The 19,647-nt window shown below is 62.1% G+C and carries 17 protein-coding genes and 1 riboswitch; of the genes, 14 read left to right on the plus strand and 3 right to left on the minus strand.

Annotation, left to right across the window (positions count from 1 at the left end; all coding sequences use genetic code 11):
- Position 1 precedes the first annotated feature (1 nt).
- Together ACEN8Q_RS16415 and ACEN8Q_RS16420 are read left to right on the plus strand one after the other, a co-directional pair.
- Positions 2-1,516, plus strand: a complete 1,515-nt coding sequence (locus tag ACEN8Q_RS16415) for a tripartite tricarboxylate transporter permease (RefSeq protein ID WP_413427580.1) — start codon at positions 2-4, stop codon at positions 1,514-1,516.
- On the plus strand, positions 1,509-2,549 hold the full coding sequence (locus tag ACEN8Q_RS16420; protein WP_413427581.1) for an AbrB family transcriptional regulator: 1,041 nt from the start codon (positions 1,509-1,511) through the stop codon (positions 2,547-2,549). The genes ACEN8Q_RS16415 and ACEN8Q_RS16420 overlap by 8 nt, the downstream gene beginning before the upstream one ends.
- Positions 2,550-2,645: 96 nt before the next feature.
- Here the strand turns inward: ACEN8Q_RS16420 and ung are convergent, their stop codons facing one another.
- Positions 2,646-3,338, minus strand: a complete 693-nt coding sequence (gene ung / locus ACEN8Q_RS16425; protein WP_413427582.1) for a uracil-DNA glycosylase — start codon at positions 3,336-3,338, stop codon at positions 2,646-2,648.
- A 132-nt stretch (positions 3,339-3,470) separates the two neighbouring features.
- Between ung and ACEN8Q_RS16430 the strand changes: the two genes are divergently transcribed.
- A complete protein-coding gene (locus ACEN8Q_RS16430) occupies positions 3,471-4,583 on the plus strand; it encodes an enoyl-CoA hydratase/isomerase family protein (RefSeq protein ID WP_413427583.1) in 1,113 nt (370 codons plus the stop codon).
- Between the two features lie 133 nt (positions 4,584-4,716).
- Here ACEN8Q_RS16430 and ACEN8Q_RS16435 read toward each other — a convergent pair whose 3' ends face one another.
- Both ACEN8Q_RS16435 and ACEN8Q_RS16440 read right to left on the minus strand, forming a co-directional pair.
- Entirely contained in the window at positions 4,717-5,145 is a 429-nt protein-coding gene (locus tag ACEN8Q_RS16435) for a hypothetical protein (RefSeq protein WP_413427584.1), read from the minus strand.
- A 168-nt stretch (positions 5,146-5,313) separates the two neighbouring features.
- A complete protein-coding gene (locus ACEN8Q_RS16440; RefSeq protein ID WP_413427585.1) occupies positions 5,314-5,571 on the minus strand; it encodes a hypothetical protein in 258 nt (85 codons plus the stop codon).
- Positions 5,572-5,854: 283 nt separating this feature from the next.
- Positions 5,855-5,955: riboswitch (guanidine-I (ykkC/yxkD leader) on the plus strand.
- Positions 5,956-6,015: 60 nt separating this feature from the next.
- Here ACEN8Q_RS16440 and ACEN8Q_RS16445 point away from each other — a divergent pair.
- The 11 genes from ACEN8Q_RS16445 to ACEN8Q_RS16495 all read left to right on the plus strand — a co-directional run bounded on the left by ACEN8Q_RS16445 (position 6,016) and on the right by ACEN8Q_RS16495 (position 19,613).
- Positions 6,016-7,083 carry a putative urea ABC transporter substrate-binding protein gene (locus ACEN8Q_RS16445; protein ID WP_413427586.1) on the plus strand — a complete coding sequence of 356 codons (1,068 nt, stop codon included), beginning with the start codon at positions 6,016-6,018 and terminating at the stop codon, positions 7,081-7,083.
- A 15-nt stretch (positions 7,084-7,098) separates the two neighbouring features.
- Positions 7,099-7,914, plus strand: coding sequence for an ABC transporter permease (locus tag ACEN8Q_RS16450; protein WP_413703411.1), 816 nt, complete (start codon positions 7,099-7,101; stop codon positions 7,912-7,914).
- Positions 7,911-8,699 carry an ABC transporter ATP-binding protein gene (locus ACEN8Q_RS16455; RefSeq protein ID WP_413427588.1) on the plus strand — a complete coding sequence of 263 codons (789 nt, stop codon included), beginning with the start codon at positions 7,911-7,913 and terminating at the stop codon, positions 8,697-8,699. Before ACEN8Q_RS16450 ends, ACEN8Q_RS16455 begins: the two co-directional genes overlap by 4 nt.
- Positions 8,700-8,712: 13 nt before the next feature.
- A complete protein-coding gene (locus ACEN8Q_RS16460; protein ID WP_413427589.1) occupies positions 8,713-9,438 on the plus strand; it encodes an urea amidolyase associated protein UAAP1 in 726 nt (241 codons plus the stop codon).
- Positions 9,439-9,449: 11 nt separating this feature from the next.
- Entirely contained in the window at positions 9,450-10,091 is a 642-nt protein-coding gene (locus tag ACEN8Q_RS16465; protein ID WP_413427590.1) for an urea amidolyase associated protein UAAP2, read from the plus strand.
- 292 nt (positions 10,092-10,383) lie between these two features.
- Complete coding sequence (uca, locus tag ACEN8Q_RS16470; RefSeq protein WP_413703412.1) at positions 10,384-14,028, plus strand: urea carboxylase; 3,645 nt, start codon at positions 10,384-10,386, stop codon at positions 14,026-14,028.
- 25 nt (positions 14,029-14,053) lie between these two features.
- Positions 14,054-15,832 (plus strand): allophanate hydrolase, encoded by a 1,779-nt coding sequence (gene atzF / locus ACEN8Q_RS16475; protein WP_413427592.1) that lies wholly within the window; start codon positions 14,054-14,056, stop codon positions 15,830-15,832.
- 158 nt (positions 15,833-15,990) lie between these two features.
- Positions 15,991-17,484: a diguanylate cyclase gene (locus tag ACEN8Q_RS16480; protein ID WP_413703413.1), complete on the plus strand. Its 1,494-nt coding sequence runs from the start codon at positions 15,991-15,993 to the stop codon at positions 17,482-17,484.
- Positions 17,471-17,689 carry a cysteine-rich CWC family protein gene (locus ACEN8Q_RS16485; protein ID WP_413703414.1) on the plus strand — a complete coding sequence of 73 codons (219 nt, stop codon included), beginning with the start codon at positions 17,471-17,473 and terminating at the stop codon, positions 17,687-17,689. Before ACEN8Q_RS16480 ends, ACEN8Q_RS16485 begins: the two co-directional genes overlap by 14 nt.
- Positions 17,690-17,722: 33 nt before the next feature.
- Complete coding sequence (locus ACEN8Q_RS16490; RefSeq protein ID WP_413703415.1) at positions 17,723-18,415, plus strand: pseudouridine synthase; 693 nt, start codon at positions 17,723-17,725, stop codon at positions 18,413-18,415.
- 313 nt (positions 18,416-18,728) lie between these two features.
- Positions 18,729-19,613, plus strand: a complete 885-nt coding sequence (locus ACEN8Q_RS16495) for an alpha/beta fold hydrolase (RefSeq protein WP_413703416.1) — start codon at positions 18,729-18,731, stop codon at positions 19,611-19,613.
- Positions 19,614-19,647: the final 34 nt, after the last annotated feature.

Here is a 19,647-nt window from a genome sequence, read left to right on the forward strand (position 1 = left end):
TATGGATACGCTTGGTTATTTGAGTCATGGCTTCGGCGTCGCACTGACCCCTTACAACCTGGTGACCGCACTCAGCGGCACGCTGATCGGTACGGTCGTCGGCCTGCTGCCGGGACTGGGCCCGATCAATGGCGTGGCGTTGCTGATCCCGATCGCCTTCGCGCTGGGCCTGCCGCCGGAGTCGGCACTGATCCTGTTGGCGGCGGTTTACCTGGGCTGCGAATACGGCGGCCGGATCAGTTCGATCCTGCTGAACATCCCGGGCGAAGCCTCCACCGTTATGACCACCCTCGACGGCTACCCGATGGCCCGCCAAGGTTTGGCAGGTGTTGCACTGTCGCTGTCGGCCTGGAGTTCATTCATCGGCGCCTTCATTGCGACCTGCGGCATGGTGGTGTTCGCGCCGATGCTGGCGAAATGGGCGATCGCCTTCGGTCCGGCGGAATACTTCGTGCTGATGGTGTTCGCCATTGTCTGCCTCGGCGGCATGGCCGGGGATCGACCGCTGAAGACGTTCATCGCGGCGCTGATCGGGTTGTTCCTGTCCACCGTCGGCATCGATGCCAACAGCGGCGTGTACCGCTTCACCGGCGATAACATCCACCTCACCGACGGCATTCAGTTCGTGGTGCTGGTGCTGGGTCTGTTCTCCATCAGCGAAATTCTGCTGCTGCTGGAAAAAACCCACCGTGGCCAGGAAGCTTTCCAGGCTACCGGGCGGATGCTGTTCAACTTCAAGGAAGCCGCCTCGGTGTTCTGGGTGAACATGCGCTGCGGTGTGCTCGGCTTCATCATGGGCGTACTGCCGGGGGCCGGTGCGACGCTGGCCAGCGCCGTGGCCTACATGACCGAGAAACGCATTGCCGGCCCAAGCGGAAAATTCGGACAAGGCGACAAGCGTGGCCTGGCTGCACCGGAAACCGCCATTGGCGCAGAAGCCTGTGGCGCGCTGGTGCCGATGCTGACCCTCGGCGTTCCTGGTTCAGGCACCACGGCCGTGATGATCGGCGCACTGTCGCTGTACAACATCACGCCGGGCCCACTGCTGTTCCAGCAGCAGCCGGACATCGTCTGGGGCCTGATCGCATCGTTGTTCATCGCCAACATCATGCTGGTGATCCTCAACATCCCGATGATCCGCATCTTCACCAAGATCCTCGCGGTACCGAACTGGGCACTGGTGCCGATGATCGCGATCATCACCGCTATCGGCGTGTACGCGGTGCATGCCACCACGTTCGACCTGTTCCTGATGATCGGTATCGGCATCTTCGGCTACATCCTGCGCAAGCTGGATTTCCCGTTGTCGCCGGTACTGCTGGGGTTCATCCTCGGCGGCTTGATGGAGCAGAACCTGCGTCGGGCGCTGTCGATCTCCAACGGTTCGCTGGACATCCTCTGGTCGAGCGGCATCACTGTCGGTGTCTGGGGCTTGATCGTGGTCATGCTTCTGGTGCCGATCGTGCGCATCTGGCGTAAACGTTCGGTTGCACGGCGCGTTATTGCCGATGTCTGATCGAACACCGTTCAAAGCCTGGTGGGGAACCCCGCTGGTCGGCCTGCTTGGCGGTTACCTCGCCAGCCAGGTCGGCTGGCCTTTGCCGTGGATGGTCGGCTCGTTGCTGGCGATCATCCTCGTGCGCTGCCTGACACCCTGGCAATTGGCCGAAATCCCTGGCGGCCGCAAGTGCGGCCAGTGGATCGTCGGTATCGGCATTGGCCTGCACTTCACCCCGCTGGTGATGGAGCAGGTGCTGAGTCATTTCGGTCTGATCTTCTTTGGTGCGTTGATCACCAGCCTGTCTGCGGTCGTCGGCGTATGGCTGATGCGCCGCACAGGTGAAGATCGCGCCACGGCGTTCTTTTCCAGCATGCCCGGCGGTTCCGGTGAGATGGTCAACCTCGGTGCCCGCAATGGCGCGGTGCTCAGCCGTGTGGCGGCGGGGCAGAGTTTGCGGGTGCTGGTGGTAGTACTCTGCGTGCCGGCGGCCTTCAAATATTTACTGGGCGATGGTGACCCGGTTTTACATGCCACCGCGGTGGACTGGCGCTGGCTGGCCCTGCTGTTCCCGGCAGGCGCATTGGCGGCCTGGATCTGGGAACGCCTGCGTCAACCCAACCCCTGGCTGTTCGGGCCGTTGCTGGTCAGTGCGGCAGTCAGCATCGGCTGGGACCTGCACATCGGCCTGCCCAATGGCGGTAGCCAGATCGGCCAATGGTTGATCGGCAGCGGTCTGGGCTGTCACTTCAACCGGCAGTTTTTCCGCCGTGCGCCATCGTTCATGGGGCGCACCTTGATCGGCACGGTATTGACCATGTTGATTGCAACGGCGGCGGCGCTGGGTCTGAGTGCGCTGACCCACCTGGATCTGCGCTCGCTGACCCTGGGCATGATGCCCGGCGGCATTGCCGAGATGAGCCTGACGGCGGAAAACCTGCAACTGTCGGTACCGCTGGTGACGGCGATGCAGGTGATGCGGTTGTTGTTTGTGCTGTTTCTGGCGGAGCCATTGTTCAAGTACTGGAACCGGGGCCCGGATTCTGTCTGAAAGACCGAGTTGCCCGATTCGCGAGCAAGCCCGCTCCCACATGGGTTTTGTGAACACCGAAAATCCAGTGTGGGAGCGGGCTTGCTCGCGAAGCTTTTAGATTGGCGGCAACCGCCACTCGATCGGCGTCTCGCCATTCTGTTCCAGAAACTTGTTGGTCCGGCTGAAGTGCCCGCAACCGAGGAAGCCGCGATAGGCGGACAGCGGTGACGGGTGCACCGAAGTCAGCACCAGATGCTTGGTCGCATCGATCAGCTTCTGCTTGCTCTGGGCATGGGCGCCCCACAGCATGAACACCAGGTGCGGCTGCTGTTGGCTGACCACTTCAATGATGCGATCGGTGAAAAACTGCCAGCCCTTGTCCTTGTGTGCATTGGCATTGGCGCGCTCGACGGTCATGGTGGTGTTGAGCATCAGCACGCCCTGATCGGCCCAGCTCTGCAGGTAACCGTGGTTGGGGATGTCGATGTTCAGGTCGCGCTTGAGCTCTTTGTAGATGTTCACCAGCGACGGTGGCGCCGGCACGCCGGGTTGCACCGAGAAGCACAAACCATGGGCCTGGCCCGGGCCGTGATAGGGATCCTGACCGAGGATCACCACTTTGACCTTGTTCAGCGGCGTGGAATTGAGCGCGTTGAAGATCATCGGCCCCGGCGGATAGATCTCCTTACCGGCCGCCCGCTCCTGTTGCAGGAAATTGCGCAACTCTGCCATGTAGGGCTGGTCGAATTCGGCACGCAGTGCCTCCTTCCAGCCCGGTTCGAGTTTGATACGGTCGTCAGCAGTCATGGTTACACCCGGCAAAAACAATGGGGCGAACCCTAAGAAGGCCCATCGCGCTTGTCAATTGATCTGACGCAGATCCTGCACTTTCCCACACAGCGATCATACTTAACCCTCAATTTCCCGATCGAGGTCATGATGAACCTGCACTTCGAAGAACTCACCGGCACCGACGGCGCCCGCATCGGCGTCGCCAGCCTGGATGCCGAAAAATCCCTGAACGCCCTGTCCCTGCCGATGATCAACGCCCTGCGCGACCGCATGGAGGCCTGGGCCAAGGACCCGCAGATCGTCTGCGTGCTCTTGCGCGGCAATGGCGCCAAGGCTTTTTGCGCCGGTGGCGAAGTGCGCAGCCTGGTGGAAGCCAGTCGCGCCCATCCGGGTGAAGTACCGCCACTGGCCGCGCTGTTTTTTGCGGCGGAATATCGCCTGGACTTCAAACTGCACACCTACCCCAAACCGTTGATCTGTTGGGGCCACGGCTATGTGCTCGGCGGTGGCATGGGGCTGTTGCAAGGTGCCGGCATCCGCATCGTTACGCCGAGCAGCCGGTTGGCCATGCCGGAGATCAGCATCGGCCTGTACCCGGATGTTGGCGGCAGTTGGTTCCTGTCGCGCCTGCCCGGCAAGCTCGGGTTGTTCCTGGGCCTGACCGGCGCGCACATGAACGGCCGCGATGCCATCGATCTGGACCTGGCCGACCGCTTCCTGCTCGACGATCAACAGCCGGCACTGATCGACGGACTGCTGCAATTGAACTGGCAGGAACAGACGCCCATGCAGCTCAACAGCCTGCTCAAGGCCTTGCAGCAGGAAGCCGTGGCACAGATGCCCGAAGCCCAGTGGCTGCCGCGTCGTCAGCAGATCGACGAGTTGCTGGATGTGAGCGACGTGCGTTGCGCCTGGAAGGCCATCAGCGCCTTGCGCGATCACCGCGACCTGCTGCTGAGCCGTGCAGCCAGGACCCTGAGCGAAGGCTCACCGCTGACCGCGCACCTGGTATGGGAGCAGATCGCCCGTGCCCGGCACCTGTCGCTGGCCGAAGTTTTCCAGATGGAATACACCCTGAGCCTCAACTGCTGTCGTCATCCGGAGTTCAGCGAAGGCGTACGCGCCCGGTTGATCGACAAGGATCAGAAGCCGCACTGGCACTGGCCGGACATCAACAATGTGCCGGACGCGGTGGTAGAGGCGCATTTCCACAAGGCCTGGGAAGGTCGGCATCCGCTGGCGGATCTATCCGAGTACTGAACGAACTGTGGGAGCGGGCTTGCTCCGGGCGGCGATCCGACGAAAGCGGTGTGTCAGTCGACATTTTTGCTGCCTGACACACCGCCTTCGCGAGCAAGCCCGCTCCCACATCAGATCTGTGTTCTATAAAAATCTATCGGTGGCCGCCCCGCCAGTTGTGATCGCCACGCCCGTCGCGATGGTCGCGCCCGTCGTGATCGCGAAAGTCATTGTTCCAGCCCCTGTGGTTACGGCCGTCCCAGCCATGGTTCTGATGCATCCGGTAATCGCCCCGGTATGGCTGGTAGTAACGCGGAGCGGGCTGGTAATAGCGCGGCTGATACATCCGCGGCTGCGAGTAATAACGCGGTGTCGGCTGGTAATACCGCGCTGGCGGCACGTAATACCGGGGCGGCGGCGTGTAGTAACCGTTGGAATAGTAGGAACTCCCCCCGGCGTAATGGCTTGGCGCAGGCGAGGTGTAGACTTCGGAACTGTAGTAACTGCCTCCTTCGTCGTAGTAAGGCTCGCACCCACCTAGGGACAATCCCAACACAGCAAGCAGAAGAATTTGGCGATGCATGGCGGCCTCCTGGACCGCGGGTGAACCACACCAGCGACGCTGGCAGGCGACAGTCAAATGTTCAGTGAACTGTCGATAGATCAGACATCGAATTCAGAATCTGGTGCGTCTCTGAAACAAGTAGAAACATCTGGCCGATGAAAGGTTTTTCATCCATTCACACCACGATTAACGGTGGCCACCGTGAAATCCACCGCCATGATGCCCACCTCCGTGAAAGTCGTGTCCACGGTAATAACCATGCCCACCGTAGTAATAGGAGCGATAGCCACCGTAATAACGTGGGCCGTAGTAACCGTAGTAGTAAGGCGAGTAGTAACCGGGATAGTAATAAGGTGCCGCGTAGACATCGGCAGGACCGTCGTAGTAGTAGCAGCCAGACAATCCCACACCGAGCAGTGCACCGAACAACAATCGACGTAACATGACGGCCTCCGTAAAGACCTGTGACAGCAGCCAGCACAGACCGGCTGACATCTGTTTTGACTGGCAAATCCCTGCCAAGTGCAACGTCGCACCCACCTTCTGATCAGCGGTGGATACGTTCCAATGAGGTGCGCCTGCGCACCATCACAAGGCAGTCCGCCTTGCCAATCAAACCCTTCGTCCTCCCTGCCCCCCGCGCCAGAGCGCTCGGACCAACTTGGCACGCCTCTCGCTTTAACAAAACCGTGCAGGAGTCACTACAGGTTCGCGGCACCACAATTTGCAAATGGCTGACTAGGGTTCCGGCTCGCAATCGCGAGTGACTGGTCCGAGAGTTGGCGACCTCCAGTTGAGGTTACACGGCGGGATAAAAGCCCGGGAGACAAGCCACCGCTAACGGTGCCGCTGCCGTCCTGTCCGTCCTTGATCAACTGGAGAACCACCATGTCCCAGCTTCGTTTACCCGCCCTCTTCGCCGCTGCGTTTGCAGCCCTCGTGAGCGTCTCGTCCCAGGCTGCCCAGAAAGATCACTTCAACGTGTGCTGGACGATCTATGCCGGCTGGATGCCATGGGAATATGCCGGCAGCCAGGGCATCGTCGACAAATGGGCGAAGAAGTACGGCATCAAGATCGACGTGGTACAGCTCAATGACTATGTCGAATCGATCAACCAGTACACCGCCGGCCAGTTCGATGGCTGCACCATGACCAACATGGACGCACTGACCATTCCGGCCGCCGGTGGCGTCGACAGCACTGCACTGATCGTCAGCGATTTCTCCAACGGCAACGACGGCATCGTGCTCAAGGGCGAAGGCAAGAAAGTCATCGACCTCAAGGGCATGGACGTCAATCTGGTGGAGCTGTCGGTCTCCCATTACCTGCTGGCCCGGGCGCTGGATTCGGTGGACCTCACCGAGAAAGACCTGAAAGTGGTCAACACCTCCGACGCCGATATCTCGGCGGCCTTCAACACCGATCAGGTCAACGCCGTCACCACCTGGAACCCGATGCTCTCGGACATCAAGGCCAAGCCCGGGGTGAGCGAAGTGTTCAACTCCAGCCAGATTCCCGGCGAAATCATGGACATGATGGTGGTCAACAGCGCCACCCTCAAAGACAACCCGGCCCTGGGCAAAGCGCTGACCGGTGCCTGGTTCGAAGTCGTCGAGTTGATGAACCAGAAAAACGCGGCCAGCAAAGCCGCACTGGAACACATGGCCAAAGCCTCCGGTACTGACCTGGCGGGTTTCCAGGCGCAACTGGACACCACCCGACTGTTCGCCACGCCCAAGGAAGCCCTGGCGTTCAGCACCAGCAAGCAACTGCCGGAGACCATGCGCAAGGTCGCCGAGTTCTCCTTCCAGCACGGCTTGCTGGGTGAAGGCGCCAAGGACACCAGCGCGGTCGGCATGGCCTTCGCCAACGGCGTGACCAGCGGCGACAAAGGCAACCTCAAGCTGCGTTTCGACCCGAGCTACGTGCAGATGGCCGCCGACGCCAAGCTGTAATCAGGAGAACTGGCCATGCGCCTGATCAACCGTCACCCGGACCGCCCGAGTCGCCTGCTGTTGGTGATCCTGCCGTTCGCCCTGGTGCTGTTCGCCTACTTCACGGGCTCGGCCGAGCGACTGACGGACAACCCCAACGACAAGTTGCTGCCCAGCGCCGTGCAGATGACCGACGCGGTGAAACGCCTGGCGTTCGTGGCCGACACCCGTACCGGCGAATACCTGCTCTGGCAGGACACGGCGTCCAGCCTGCAACGCCTGGCCATCGGCCTGGGAATCAGCGCCTTGGCCGGGCTGTGCCTGGGCATCGCCGCCGGTACCCTGCCGCTGTTCGGTGCGCCGTTGTCCCCCTTGCTGACAGTGCTGTCGATGGTGCCGCCACTGGCGATCCTGCCGATCCTGTTCATCGTCTTCGGCCTGGGGGAATTGTCGAAAGTGATGCTGATCGTCATCGGTATCACTCCGGCCCTGGCCCGGGACCTGGAACAGCGCGCCCGGGAAATCCCCGTGGAGCTGTTGATCAAGGCCCAGACCCTTGGCGCTTCCACCTGGACCCTGATGCTGCGGGTGGTGCTGCCGCAATTGTTGCCACGCTTGTTGATCTCGCTGCGGCTGATGCTCGGCTCGGCGTGGCTGTTCCTGATCGCCGCCGAGGCCATCGCTTCTACCGACGGCCTTGGCTACCGGATTTTCCTGGTGCGCCGCTACCTGGCAATGGATGTGATCCTGCCGTACGTGGTGTGGATCACCCTGCTCGCCTGGCTGATGGATTGGGGCCTCAAACACCTCACCCGGCGTGCGTTCCCCTGGCACCAGGGGGTCGCCAAATGAGCTTCATCACCGTTAGAAACGTCTGGCAGCGATACGCCGATCAAGTGGTGCTCGAAGGCCTGAACCTGAATGTCGACGAGGGTGAGTTTTGCACGCTCGTGGGGGCATCCGGTTGTGGCAAATCGACCTTCCTGCGCCTGCTGCTCGGCCAGGAACGCGCCAGTCGCGGCGAGATCCTGCTCGACGGTCAGCCCTTGGCCGGTGAGCCGGATGCCAGCCGTGGCGTGGTGTTCCAGCGCTACTCGGTGTTCCCGCACCTGAGCGTGCTGGACAACGTTGCCCTCGGCCTCGAACTGCCGCGCTCGCCGTTGCTCGGACGCCTGTTCGGCAGTGCCAAAAAAGAGGCCCGCGAACAGGCATCGCAGTTGCTGCGAAAAGTCGGCCTTGGGCACTCGCTGGACAAGTACCCGGCGCAACTCTCCGGAGGCATGCAACAACGGCTGGCCATTGCCCAGGCGCTGATCATGAAGCCGCGCGTGCTGCTGCTCGACGAACCGTTCGGCGCCCTTGATCCGGGCATCCGCAAAGACATGCACGCCCTGCTGCTGGAGCTGTGGCGCGAGACCCGACTGACGGTGTTCATGGTCACCCATGACCTGTCCGAAGGTTTCAGCCTTGGCACGCGGCTGCTGGTGTTCGACAAGGTCCGCCTCGACCCGCACGCCCCCGGTGCCTATGGCGCACGCATCACCTACGACATCCCTTTGAACAGCGACCGCCGCACCCGCCGTGCCGCCGTCGACGCCTTGCCAGTGCAACTGGCGGGCTCACTTCGAACCGCTTGAGAGGGTTTTGCCCATGACTGATTCGCCCCGACTGTTCCCGCCCTTCGCCGAAGAAATGCTCCCTGGCGGCGGCCATCGTTCCTTCGTGCTCAAGCGCGGCCAATTGCTGCGCCTGACCGACCTGCGCGGCGGCGCCAACGTCAGCCTGACGTTGCTCAACGCCAATGAAAAAACCGAACGCCTGAACCTGCCCGACAGCCTCAAGTGCCAACACACCGCCAGGCTAACCGCCGGCCATTGCCTGTATTCGGACATGGGCCGCGTGCTGGCCGCCATCACCGCCGACACCTGCGGCTGGAGCGACAGCCTGGGCGGTGTGCTCTGCGCTGAAGAAGTGGCGCAAAAGTACGGCGCGGGCCGCTACCAGGAACTGCGCAACGGCTTCTTTCGCAACGGCACCGACAACCTGTTGGTGGAACTGGGCAAGTGGGGACTGGGCCTGTCCGACCTGCTGATGACCCTCAACCTGTTCAGCCGCGTGAACGTCGACGATGCCGGGCGCTTCCATTTCGTCGCGGGCAATTCCAGGGCCGGCGACTACATCGAGTTGTATGCGCCGATGGACACGCTGGTAGTGCTCACCGCCCTGCAGCACCCGATGGACCCGGCGCCTGAATACGCGCCGAAACCCTTGAAGCTGAGCTGGATGAACGCCGACCCCAGCGTCGCCGAACACTGCCGCACCTCGCGTCCGGAAAACGAGCGCGGCTTCATCAACACCGACCGTTTGTTCGCCTGAGGATCGCTGCCATGTCACTCGCCATCGCCACTGTTCAAAAACTGCCAGAAACAGCGGTCTACCGCGCCACCATCCCCGCCGGCGAACCCTGGCTGATGGAGGTCAAGGCTGGCCAGACCCTGCGCATCCTCGATCTGGAAGGCAATCAGGCTGTCGACACCTTGTTCTACAGCGTCGCCAACCCCAAGGAACGCTACGACGTGCAGCGCACCCTGCGCCGGCAGAACAGCGTGTACCTGAGCACCGGCAGCGTGCTGTTTTCCAACCTCGGCAAGCCGATGCTGACCATCGTCGCCGACACTTGCGGGCGCCACGACACCCTCGGCGGCGCCTGTGCGCAAGAGAGCAACACCGTGCGCTACGCCCTGGAAAAACGCTACATGCACAGCTGCCGCGACAACTACCTGCGCGCTTGCGTTCACGATGGCCGCCTGGGCAAGGGTGACATCGGGCCGAACATCAACTTCTTCATGAACGTGCCGGTCACCGCCGACGGCGGCCTGACCTTCGAAGACGGCATCTCGGCACCGGGCAAGTACGTCGACCTGCGGGCCGAGATGGACGTGATCGTGCTGATCTCCAACTGCCCGCAACTGAACAACCCGTGCAATGCCTACAACCCCACCCCTGCGGAGCTGCTGGTATGGAACTGAAATTCCCGGGATTGCGCCGCTGGTTGTTTGCCTTGTGCCAGGCCCGTTCAGGCCAGTGCCTCAAACCTCAGGAACATCACTACCCCCTGTAGGAGCGAGCTCGCTCGCGAAAAACCCGAAGCCACCGCTGGGCATCTGGTTTTACGCGTAATCGTTCACGACCATCGCGAGCAGGCTCGCTCCTACAGGGGGGCGGCGGTGATTTGAAGAAATCTGATTCTGCCGCCGGGGACGACCCCGGCTCTCATCGAAAAACTGCGGGACGGCCCGCATCCCCTCCAGGGGTTATGCCATGTTCGAAAAAGTCCTGATTGCCAACCGCGGCGCCATTGCCTGCCGCATCCTGCGGACCTTGCGCGAGCTGCAAGTGCAGGGTGTTGCCGTGTATTCCGAAGCCGATGCCGCCAGCCTGCACATCCTGCAAGCCGATGAGGCCCACAGCCTCGGCGAAGGCGCGGCCGCCGGCACTTACCTGGCGGTCGATAAAATCCTCGCCATTGCCAAAAACAATGGCGCCACCGCGATCCATCCCGGCTACGGCTTTCTCTCGGAAAACGCCGCGTTCGCCGAAGCCTGCGAGGCCGCCAACATCGCCTTCATCGGCCCGACGCCAGAACAATTGCGCGTGTTCGGCCTCAAGCACACTGCACGCGCCCTGGCCAAACAACACGGCGTGCCCATGCTCGAAGGCACCGAGCTGCTCGACAGCCTCGATGCCGCACTGCAGGCCGCTGAACAGATCGGCTACCCGGTGATGCTCAAGAGCACCGCCGGCGGTGGTGGCATCGGCATGCGCGTGTGCCGCAGTGCGGCCGAGTTGAGCGAGTCCTTCGAAACGGTCAAGCACCTGGGTCAGAACAATTTCAGCGACGCCGGGGTGTTCATCGAAAAGTACATCCAGCGCGCCCGTCATCTGGAAGTGCAGGTATTCGGTGACGGTCACGGTCAAGTGATCGCCCTCGGCGTGCGTGACTGCTCGGTACAGCGGCGCAACCAGAAAGTCCTCGAGGAAACCCCGGCGCCGAACCTGCCCGACGGCATGGCCAATGAACTGTGCGCGGCGGCGATCAAACTGGCCAAAGCGGTGAATTACCGCAGCGCCGGCACCGTGGAGTTCGTCTTCGACAGCGATGCCCGGCGTTTCTACTTTCTGGAAGTGAACACCCGTTTGCAGGTGGAGCACGGCGTCACGGAGCAGGTATGGGGCGTCGACCTGGTGCGCTGGATGGTGCAACTGGCGGCCGGCGACCTGCCGCCGCTGAGCGATCTGGTACAGGCTCTGAAACCTGTGGGGCATGCGATTCAGGCGCGGTTGTATGCCGAGGATCCGGGGCGCGACTTTCAACCCAGCCCGGGCTTGCTCACCGCCGTGGATTTCCCGGTGGCCGATGGCATTCGGTTGCGCATCGACACCTGGGTCGAGGCGGGCTGCGAGATCCCGCCGTACTTCGATCCGATGATCGCCAAGGTCATCAGTTGGGCGCCGACCCGTGAAGAGGCGACTGCCGATCTGCATCAGGCGCTGGGCGCCAGCCTGCTCTACGGCGTGGAAACCAACCGCGATTACCTGCGGCAGATTCTGCTGGATGGGCCTTTCGCCAGCGGTCAACCCTGGACCCGTTGCCTGGAAGGCCTGGTCTATCAGGCCAACACCTTCGAGGTGCTCAGCGCAGGCACCCAGACCAGCGTTCAGGACTATCCCGGCCGCCTCGGATACTGGGCGGTCGGCGTGCCGCCCTCGGGCCCGATGGACAGTCGCGCGCTGCGTTTGGGCAATCGTTTACTGGGCAATGACGAAGGCGCGGCGGCGCTGGAAATCACCATGAGCGGGCCGTTGCTGCGCTTCAATTGCGAGGCGGTGGTGGCGGTGACCGGCGCGCAGATTCCATTGCTGCTCAACGGTGAAAGCGTACCGATGAACACCGCGCTGAGGGTTCCGGCAGGCGCCACCTTGAGCCTCGGCACGATTGCCGGTGCAGGCGCCCGCAGCTATTTGTGCCTGCGCGGCGGCCTGCAGGTGCCGGAATATCTGGGCAGTAAAAGCACCTTCACCCTCGGCCAGTTTGGTGGCCACGGCGGTCGCGCCTTGCGGGCCGGCGACGTGTTGCACGTGCCTGCGCTCAATGACCGCAGCGCCGGTCAACAACTGGCTGAAGAACAGCTCGCCGAGTTGCCCGCGGTTCGGCAGATTCGTGTGATCTACGGCCCGCACGGCGCCCCGGAATACTTCACGGAAAACTACATCGGCACCTTCTTCACCACGCAGTGGGAAGTGCATTTCAACTCGAGCCGTACCGGCGTGCGCCTGATCGGGCCGAAGCCGGAATGGGTGCGCGCCGACGGTGGTGAAGCCGGTTTGCATCCGTCGAACATCCACGACAATCCCTATGCGATCGGTGCGGTGGACTTTACCGGAGACATGCCGGTGATCCTCGGCCCGGATGGACCGAGCCTCGGCGGCTTCGTGTGCCCCGTGACAGTGATCGAGGCGGATCTTTGGCAACTGGGGCAGCTCAAGGCCGGGGACAAGGTGCAGTTCATTCCTGTCGACCTCAAGACAGCGCGAAACCTTGCCTTGAAATGGGATCACTGTGGGAGCGGGCTTGCTCGCGAAGAAGGCGTGTCAGTCAACATTGATGTGTCTGAAGCACCGCTTTCGCGAGCACGCCCGCTCCCACAGGGGATGGTGTCGCCCGTGGTGTTGGATTTGGGGCAGGACGACACCCGGCTGGTCGCAAGACTGTCCGGCGACACCAACCTGCTCCTCGAAATCGGCGCCCCGGAACTGGACCTGGTCCTGCGCTTCCGAGCCCACGCCCTGATGCAGGCCCTGGAAAGCAAACACCTGCACGGCGTGATCGACCTCACCCCCGGCATTCGTTCGCTGCAAATCCACTATCAACCCGAGCAACTGCCACTGGCCGACCTGCTCGGCATCGTCGCCGGGGAATGGGACGCCGTGTGCGCCGCCAAAGACCTGCAAGTGCCCTCGCGCATCGTCCATCTGCCGCTGTCCTGGGACGACCCGGCGTGCCAGTTGGCCATCGAGAAATACATGACCACCGTGCGCAAGGACGCGCCGTGGTGCCCGAGCAACCTGGAGTTCATCCGCCGCATCAACGACCTGCCGAACCTCGATGAAGTCCAACGCACGGTGTTCGATGCCAGTTATCTGGTGATGGGTTTGGGTGACGTCTACCTCGGCGCACCGGTCGCCACCCCGCTCGACCCGCGCCATCGCCTGGTGACCACCAAGTACAACCCGGCGCGCACCTGGACCGCGGAAAACTCGGTGGGCATCGGTGGCGCCTACATGTGCGTCTACGGCATGGAAGGCCCCGGTGGCTATCAGTTTGTCGGGCGTACGTTGCAGATGTGGAACCGCTACCGCGAAGTCGCCGCGTTCGACGGCAAACCGTGGCTGCTGCGGTTTTTCGACCAGATCCGTTTCTACCCGGTCAGCGCCGATGAACTGCTGCGCATCCGCCGGGATTTCCCCCTCGGGCGCTTCGACCTGAACATCGAGCACAGCCAGTTGAATCTGGCGGATTACCAGGCGTTCCTGGCACAGCAAGCCCAGACCATTGGCGCATTTCGCGATCAGCAAAAAGGCGCATTCAATGCAGAACGCGAACGCTGGATCGCCAGTGGCCAGGCCCATTTCGACAGTGAAGAACCGGCCCCGGAAGCGACCGAAGAGGCGCCATTGACCTGCGCTCAACAGAGCGTCGACAGCCACATCGCCGGCAACCTCTGGCAGGTCCGGGTCGAGGCCGGCAACCGTGTCGAGGCCGGTGATGTGCTGGTGATCCTGGAGTCGATGAAGATGGAAATCCCCCTGCTTGCGCCAATGGCCGGCGTGGTGCGCGAGATTCGCGTGCAACCGGGTTCGGCGGTGCGCGCCGGACAGCGCGTCGTGGTGCTGGAACTCGACTGAACCCATTTTGCCAAGGACTCATGCCATGAACATCAACCTGCAACTCGACGCCCTGCGCAGCGCCTACCGCGACGGCAGCCTCACCCCCCGGCAACTGCTGCCGGTCCTGCGGGACAAAGCCGCCGCGCTGAACCCGGACTATCACCTGTTCATCCACTTGCTCAGCGCCGAAGAACTGGAGCCTTACCTCGCCGCCCTCGACGGTCGCGACCTCGACAGCCTGCCCCTGTATGGCGTGCCGTTCGCGATCAAGGACAATATCGACCTGGCAGGCATTGCGACCACGGCGGCGTGCCCGGCATTTGCCTACGTGCCAGAGCGTTCGGCAACCATCGTCGAACAACTGCTGGCCCTCGGTGCGATTCCGCTGGGCAAGACCAACCTCGACCAGTTCGCCACAGGACTCAACGGCAGCCGCTCACCTTATGGCGCGTGCCCCAACAGCGTGTTGCCGGAGTACCCGTCGGGCGGTTCCAGCGCCGGTTCGTCGCTGGCGGTAGCGCTCGGGGTCGCGAGTTTTGCGCTGGGCACCGACACTGCTGGCTCCGGGCGCGTGCCCGCGGCGTTGAACAATCTGGTCGGCATGAAAGCCACCAAGGGCCTGATTTCGACAGCCGGCGTGGTACCGGCCTGCCGAACGCTGGATTGCGTCACCACGTTCACCGCCACGGCGCGGGAGGCCAGCCAGTTGCTGGCGCTCACCGCGCGCCTCGACCCTCGGGACGAATACAGCCGCAGCAATCCGTTGTGGAACGACGGCTCGGCGTTCGGCACACCACGGCCGTTCCGTTTCGGCGTACCGCGCGCGCAGGACCTGCAATTCTTCGGCTGCCCTGAAGGCCCGCTGTTGTTCGGTGATGCCATCGACCGCCTCAAGGCCTTGGGTGGCGAAGCGGTGGAACTGGACCTGTCACCGTTTCTGGAGGCCGCACGTTTGCTCTATGAAGGGCCGTGGGTGGCCGAGCGCTACAGCGTGGCCGGGGAGTTGATGGCGCAAAACCCCGAGGCCGTGTTGCCAGTGATTCGCGCCGTATTGGCCAAGGCAACCGCCGTCGACGGCGTGCAAACCTTCCGCGCCCAATACCGGCTACAAGCGCTCAAGGCCCAGTGTGATACGGCGCTGGAGGGCCTTGATTGCGTCGTCACGCCGACCATCGGCCGCCCGATTACGCTGGCGGAGCTCGAGGCTGAACCGGTGCTGCGCAATTCGGAACTGGGTTACTACACAAACTTCATGAACCTGCTCGATTACGCCGCCGTCGCCGTGCCCAATGCATTCATGGACAACGGCCTGCCATGGGGCGTGACGTTGTTTGGCCGGGCCTTTACCGATCAGTACCTGTTGAGCGTGGCCGATGCCCTGCAGCGTCAGCAAGGCGTGGCCACCCCTGCACCGGTGACGGTTGCACGCCATGATCAGGCGCGGCTGGTGGTCTGCGGCGCGCATCTGGACGGGCTGGCGTTGAACTGGCAACTCAGGCAGCGCGGTGCCCGGTGGGTGGAAACGACCTTCAGCTCGCCGGACTATCAACTCTATGCCCTGGCCGGTGGCCCGCCGTTTCGCCCGGGCATGGTCCGCGTGAAGGATGGCGGCGTGGCGATTGCGGTGGAAGTCTGGGAATTGCCCAGCCGTGAACTGGGTTCGTTCCTGACCGCAATTGCGGCACCGCTGGGGCTGGGCAAGGTGCAACTGGCGGACGGTCGCTGGGAGAGCGGGTTTATCTGCGAGGCGCATGGGCTGGAGGGCGCGGTGAACATCAGCCATTTTGGCGGGTGGCGGATGTATCTGAAATCACTGGCTTGAACACCCCCCCCTGTGGGAGCGGGCTTGCTCGCTCCCACAAGGACCACGCGCAACCTCTGTGGAACGCAGGAACGACCATTCGCGGCGCACATAGGGCAGTTATTTCCCCGCCGCGCAATTAGAATGCTCGCCATCGGATTGCTGCCAATGGAACTGCCATGCCGCTTCGCTCGCCGCTGTATTCTCAACGTTCGTTGGTTCTCACGCTGGTCGCGTTGCTGGGCGCAGGCTTCCTCGCCACTTCCTTTCTCAGCTACTACGCCTCCCGGGCATCGATCCGCGACAACATCGTCAACACCGAGCTGCCGCTGACCTCGGACACCGTCTACTCGGAAATCCAGAAAGACCTCGTCAGGCCGATCCTGATTTCCTCGATGATGGCCCGCGACACCTTCATGCGCGACTGGGTGGTCAACGGTGAAAAAGACTCCGACCAGATGACCCGCTACCTCAACGAGGTCATGACCCACTACGGCGCGTACACCGCGTTCTTCGTCTCCAACACCAGCCTGACCTACTACCACGCCAAGGGTGTGCTCAAACAGGTCAAGGCCACCGAACCCCGCGACGCCTGGTACTTCCGCGTGCGGGACATGAAGGATCCGTACGAAATCAACGTCGACCCGGACCTCGCCAACAAGGACAACCTGACCTTTTTCATCAACTACAAGGTCTACGACTACAACGACCGATTCATCGGCGCGGCCGGGGTTGGCCTGACCGTCGACGCGGTGATCAAGCTGATCGACAAGTACCAGCAGCGTTATCAGCGCAGCGTGTATTTCGTCGACAACTTCGGACGCCTGGTGCTTACCGGCGCCGAAGGGGGCCCGCAGGGTGCGCGCATCGGGCAGAAACTCGGCGAACTCGACAGCATGAAAGACCTGGTCAGTCGGCTGCCCAAACCCCACAGCGGCAGCTATGAATATTCCGTGCAGGGCCAGGGACATTTCCTCAACGTACGCTTTATCCCGGAACTGAACTGGTACCTGTTCGTCGACAAACGCGAAGACAGCGCCCTCGGTGAAATCCGCCAGTCGCTGTACCTCAACCTGCTGATCTGCCTGCTGGTCACGCTGACCGTGCTGGCGCTGCTCAACCGGGTGATCAAACGCTTTCAGGACAAGATCCAGGCCCAGGCCACCCTCGACAGCCTGACCGAACTGCCCAACCGTCGCGGCTTCGACCTGCTGGCCGCACAGGCCATGCTGGAAGCCCGGCGCGAGCCCAAACCGCTGACCGCCTTGCTGCTGGACCTCGACCACTTCAAGGCGCTGAACGACACCTACGGCCACCTGGCCGGCGACCAGGTACTGATCGGTTTCGCCCGGGATCTGGAAAGTTGCCTGCGGCACTCCGACATCGTCTGCCGCTGGGGCGGTGAAGAGTTCATCGTGCTGCTCAAGGACACCAACGGCAAGACAGGTCTGATGATTGCCGAGAAAATTCGCCAGCACGTGGAACAACAGCGCTACGCCTACAACGACAAGGCCTTGCAACTGACCGTGAGCATTGGCCTCTCGACCCGGCAGCCCGATGACACCTTGCACAGCCTGCTGTCACGGGCGGATCATGCGATGTATCGGGCCAAGCAAAGTGGCCGTAACCGAACCTGCGTGGAATTGTCTCACTCCGTCCATGAACCAGCCTGACCTCTGCGCCGCCTGTGGCGCCCCCAACGACTGCACCCTGGCCGACCCGCGAACCGCCGACCGCGTCTGCTGGTGCTACGGCGTCAGCATCGACCCGGCAGTGCTCCAGGCGCTGCCGGCGGAACTGCGCGACGCCTCGTGCCTGTGCCCGCGTTGCGCCGAGGTCGAGGCACAGTTGCAAGCAACGTCCGGATCGATCAAGTAAGATGCGCCCCCCTTTCTGCACTGATCCCTAGTCATGCGTGTCGACCGATTCCTCAGCAACCTGCCGTGCTTCAACCGTAAGCAGGTACGCCTGTTGCTAGTGGAAAAACGCGTCAGGGTCGACGGAAAAGTCGTCAGTGACCCCCACAGCGAAGTCCGCGAATTCAGCCGCGTCGAAGTGGACGACGACGTGCTGCAAGTCGGCAAACCGCTGCGCCATTTCATGTTGCACAAGCCCGCCGGATGCGTCAGCGCCACGCGGGATCCGCAGCACCCGACCGTGCTCGATCTGATCCATGAACCGGGCAAGGACGAACTGCACATCGCCGGCCGCCTGGACTTCAATACCACCGGCCTGATGCTGATCACCAACGACGGCAGTTGGTCGCGCCGCCTGACCCAACCGCAGACCAAACTGCCCAAGGTCTATTACGTCGAAACCGAGCAGGACATCGGCCCCGAATACGCGATCAAATTCAGTGAAGGGCTGTACTTCGCCTTCGAAGACCTCACCACGCAACCGGCCGGGCTAGAGCGGCTCGGGCCAAAATCGGCACGGCTGAGCATTGTCGAAGGCCGCTATCACCAAGTGAAGCGCATGTTCGGCCACTTCGATAACAAGGTACTGCGCCTGCACCGCGAACGCATGGGGCCGCTGGTGCTCGACGACGCGTTGAAACCGGGCGAATACCGGCCGCTGACCGACGAAGAGATCCGATCGATCTAAGCGCACGACCGCTCAGCAGAAAGTTGTCGAACAATTTACCAACGGCACTTGCGCAATGATGTGACCCCTGCTTGAATCAGGACGTCGGCCGAAATGTGACCGATGAGTCACCACATACTTCCAAGAAACTTTTTGCCGGTAGGAACCCATGGGTTCCGGCCTCACCCGGCAGACTGCCCGCCAATAACAATACCCGTCGACCGGACTGCATTGGATCGACATGGGCCAGCAAATTCCAAGGCATATGCCTACCTGTCACAAAGCTCGTGCAATCTCATTTGCGCGCATACCCGCTTGCCAGGAGTCTTATGACATGAGGCCAGAAATCGCTGTGCTGGATATACAGGGTCAGTATCGGGTTTACACGGAGTTCTATCGCGCAGACGCCGCAGAGAAGACCATTATCTTGGTCAACGGCTCGATGGCCACGACTGCGTCGTTTGCACAAACCGTGAAAAACCTCCATCCGCAATTCAACGTCGTTTGCTACGACCAGCCCTACGCGGGCCGGTCAAAAGCCCACAACCTGCATGAAAAAATGCTCACCAAGGAAATCGAAGGGCAGATCCTGCTGGAACTGATCGACCACTTCGCCGCCGAGCACGTGTTGTCGTTTTCCTGGGGCGGCGCCGCGACCATGATGGCGTTGTCGCAACGGCCACGGCGCATCGAAAAAGCCGTGATCAGCTCGTTTTCCCCGGTGATCAACGCGCACATGCTCGACTACCTCGAGCGCGGCGTCGAACACCTCGGCAACCTGGATCGCGACCGGGTCGGGCACCTGGTCAACGACACCATCGGCAAACACCTGCCATCGCTGTTCAAACGCTTCAACTATCGCCACGTCAGCTCCCTGGCCGAGCATGAGTACGGGCAGATGCACTTCCACATCAACGAGGTGCTGCACAGCGACCGCCAGTGCTACCTGCATGCGGCGAAAAAAATTGATGTGCCGGTGCTGTTCCTCAACGGCGAATGGGACGAATACACCGCCGCCGACGACGCCCGGTTATTCGCCGGCCACGTGCAACACAGCACGTTCAACACCATTCAGGCCACCGGCCACTTTCTCGACATGGAGCACAAAGCCGCCTGCCGGGACAGCCGCAACGCACTGATGGGTTTCCTGAAATCGTCGCAACACGAAAGCCGACCGCGTTACCAGTACGTCCAGGACCAACATGCATTGGCAAGCTGAAGTAACGTCATCGCGAGCAAGCCCCGCCCTGCTG

Origin of the sequence: Pseudomonas sp. Pseusp16, assembly GCF_047324915.1 — a bacterium.
In the GTDB taxonomy this organism is placed as follows: Bacteria; Pseudomonadota; Gammaproteobacteria; order Pseudomonadales; family Pseudomonadaceae; genus Aquipseudomonas; species Aquipseudomonas fluorescens_CD.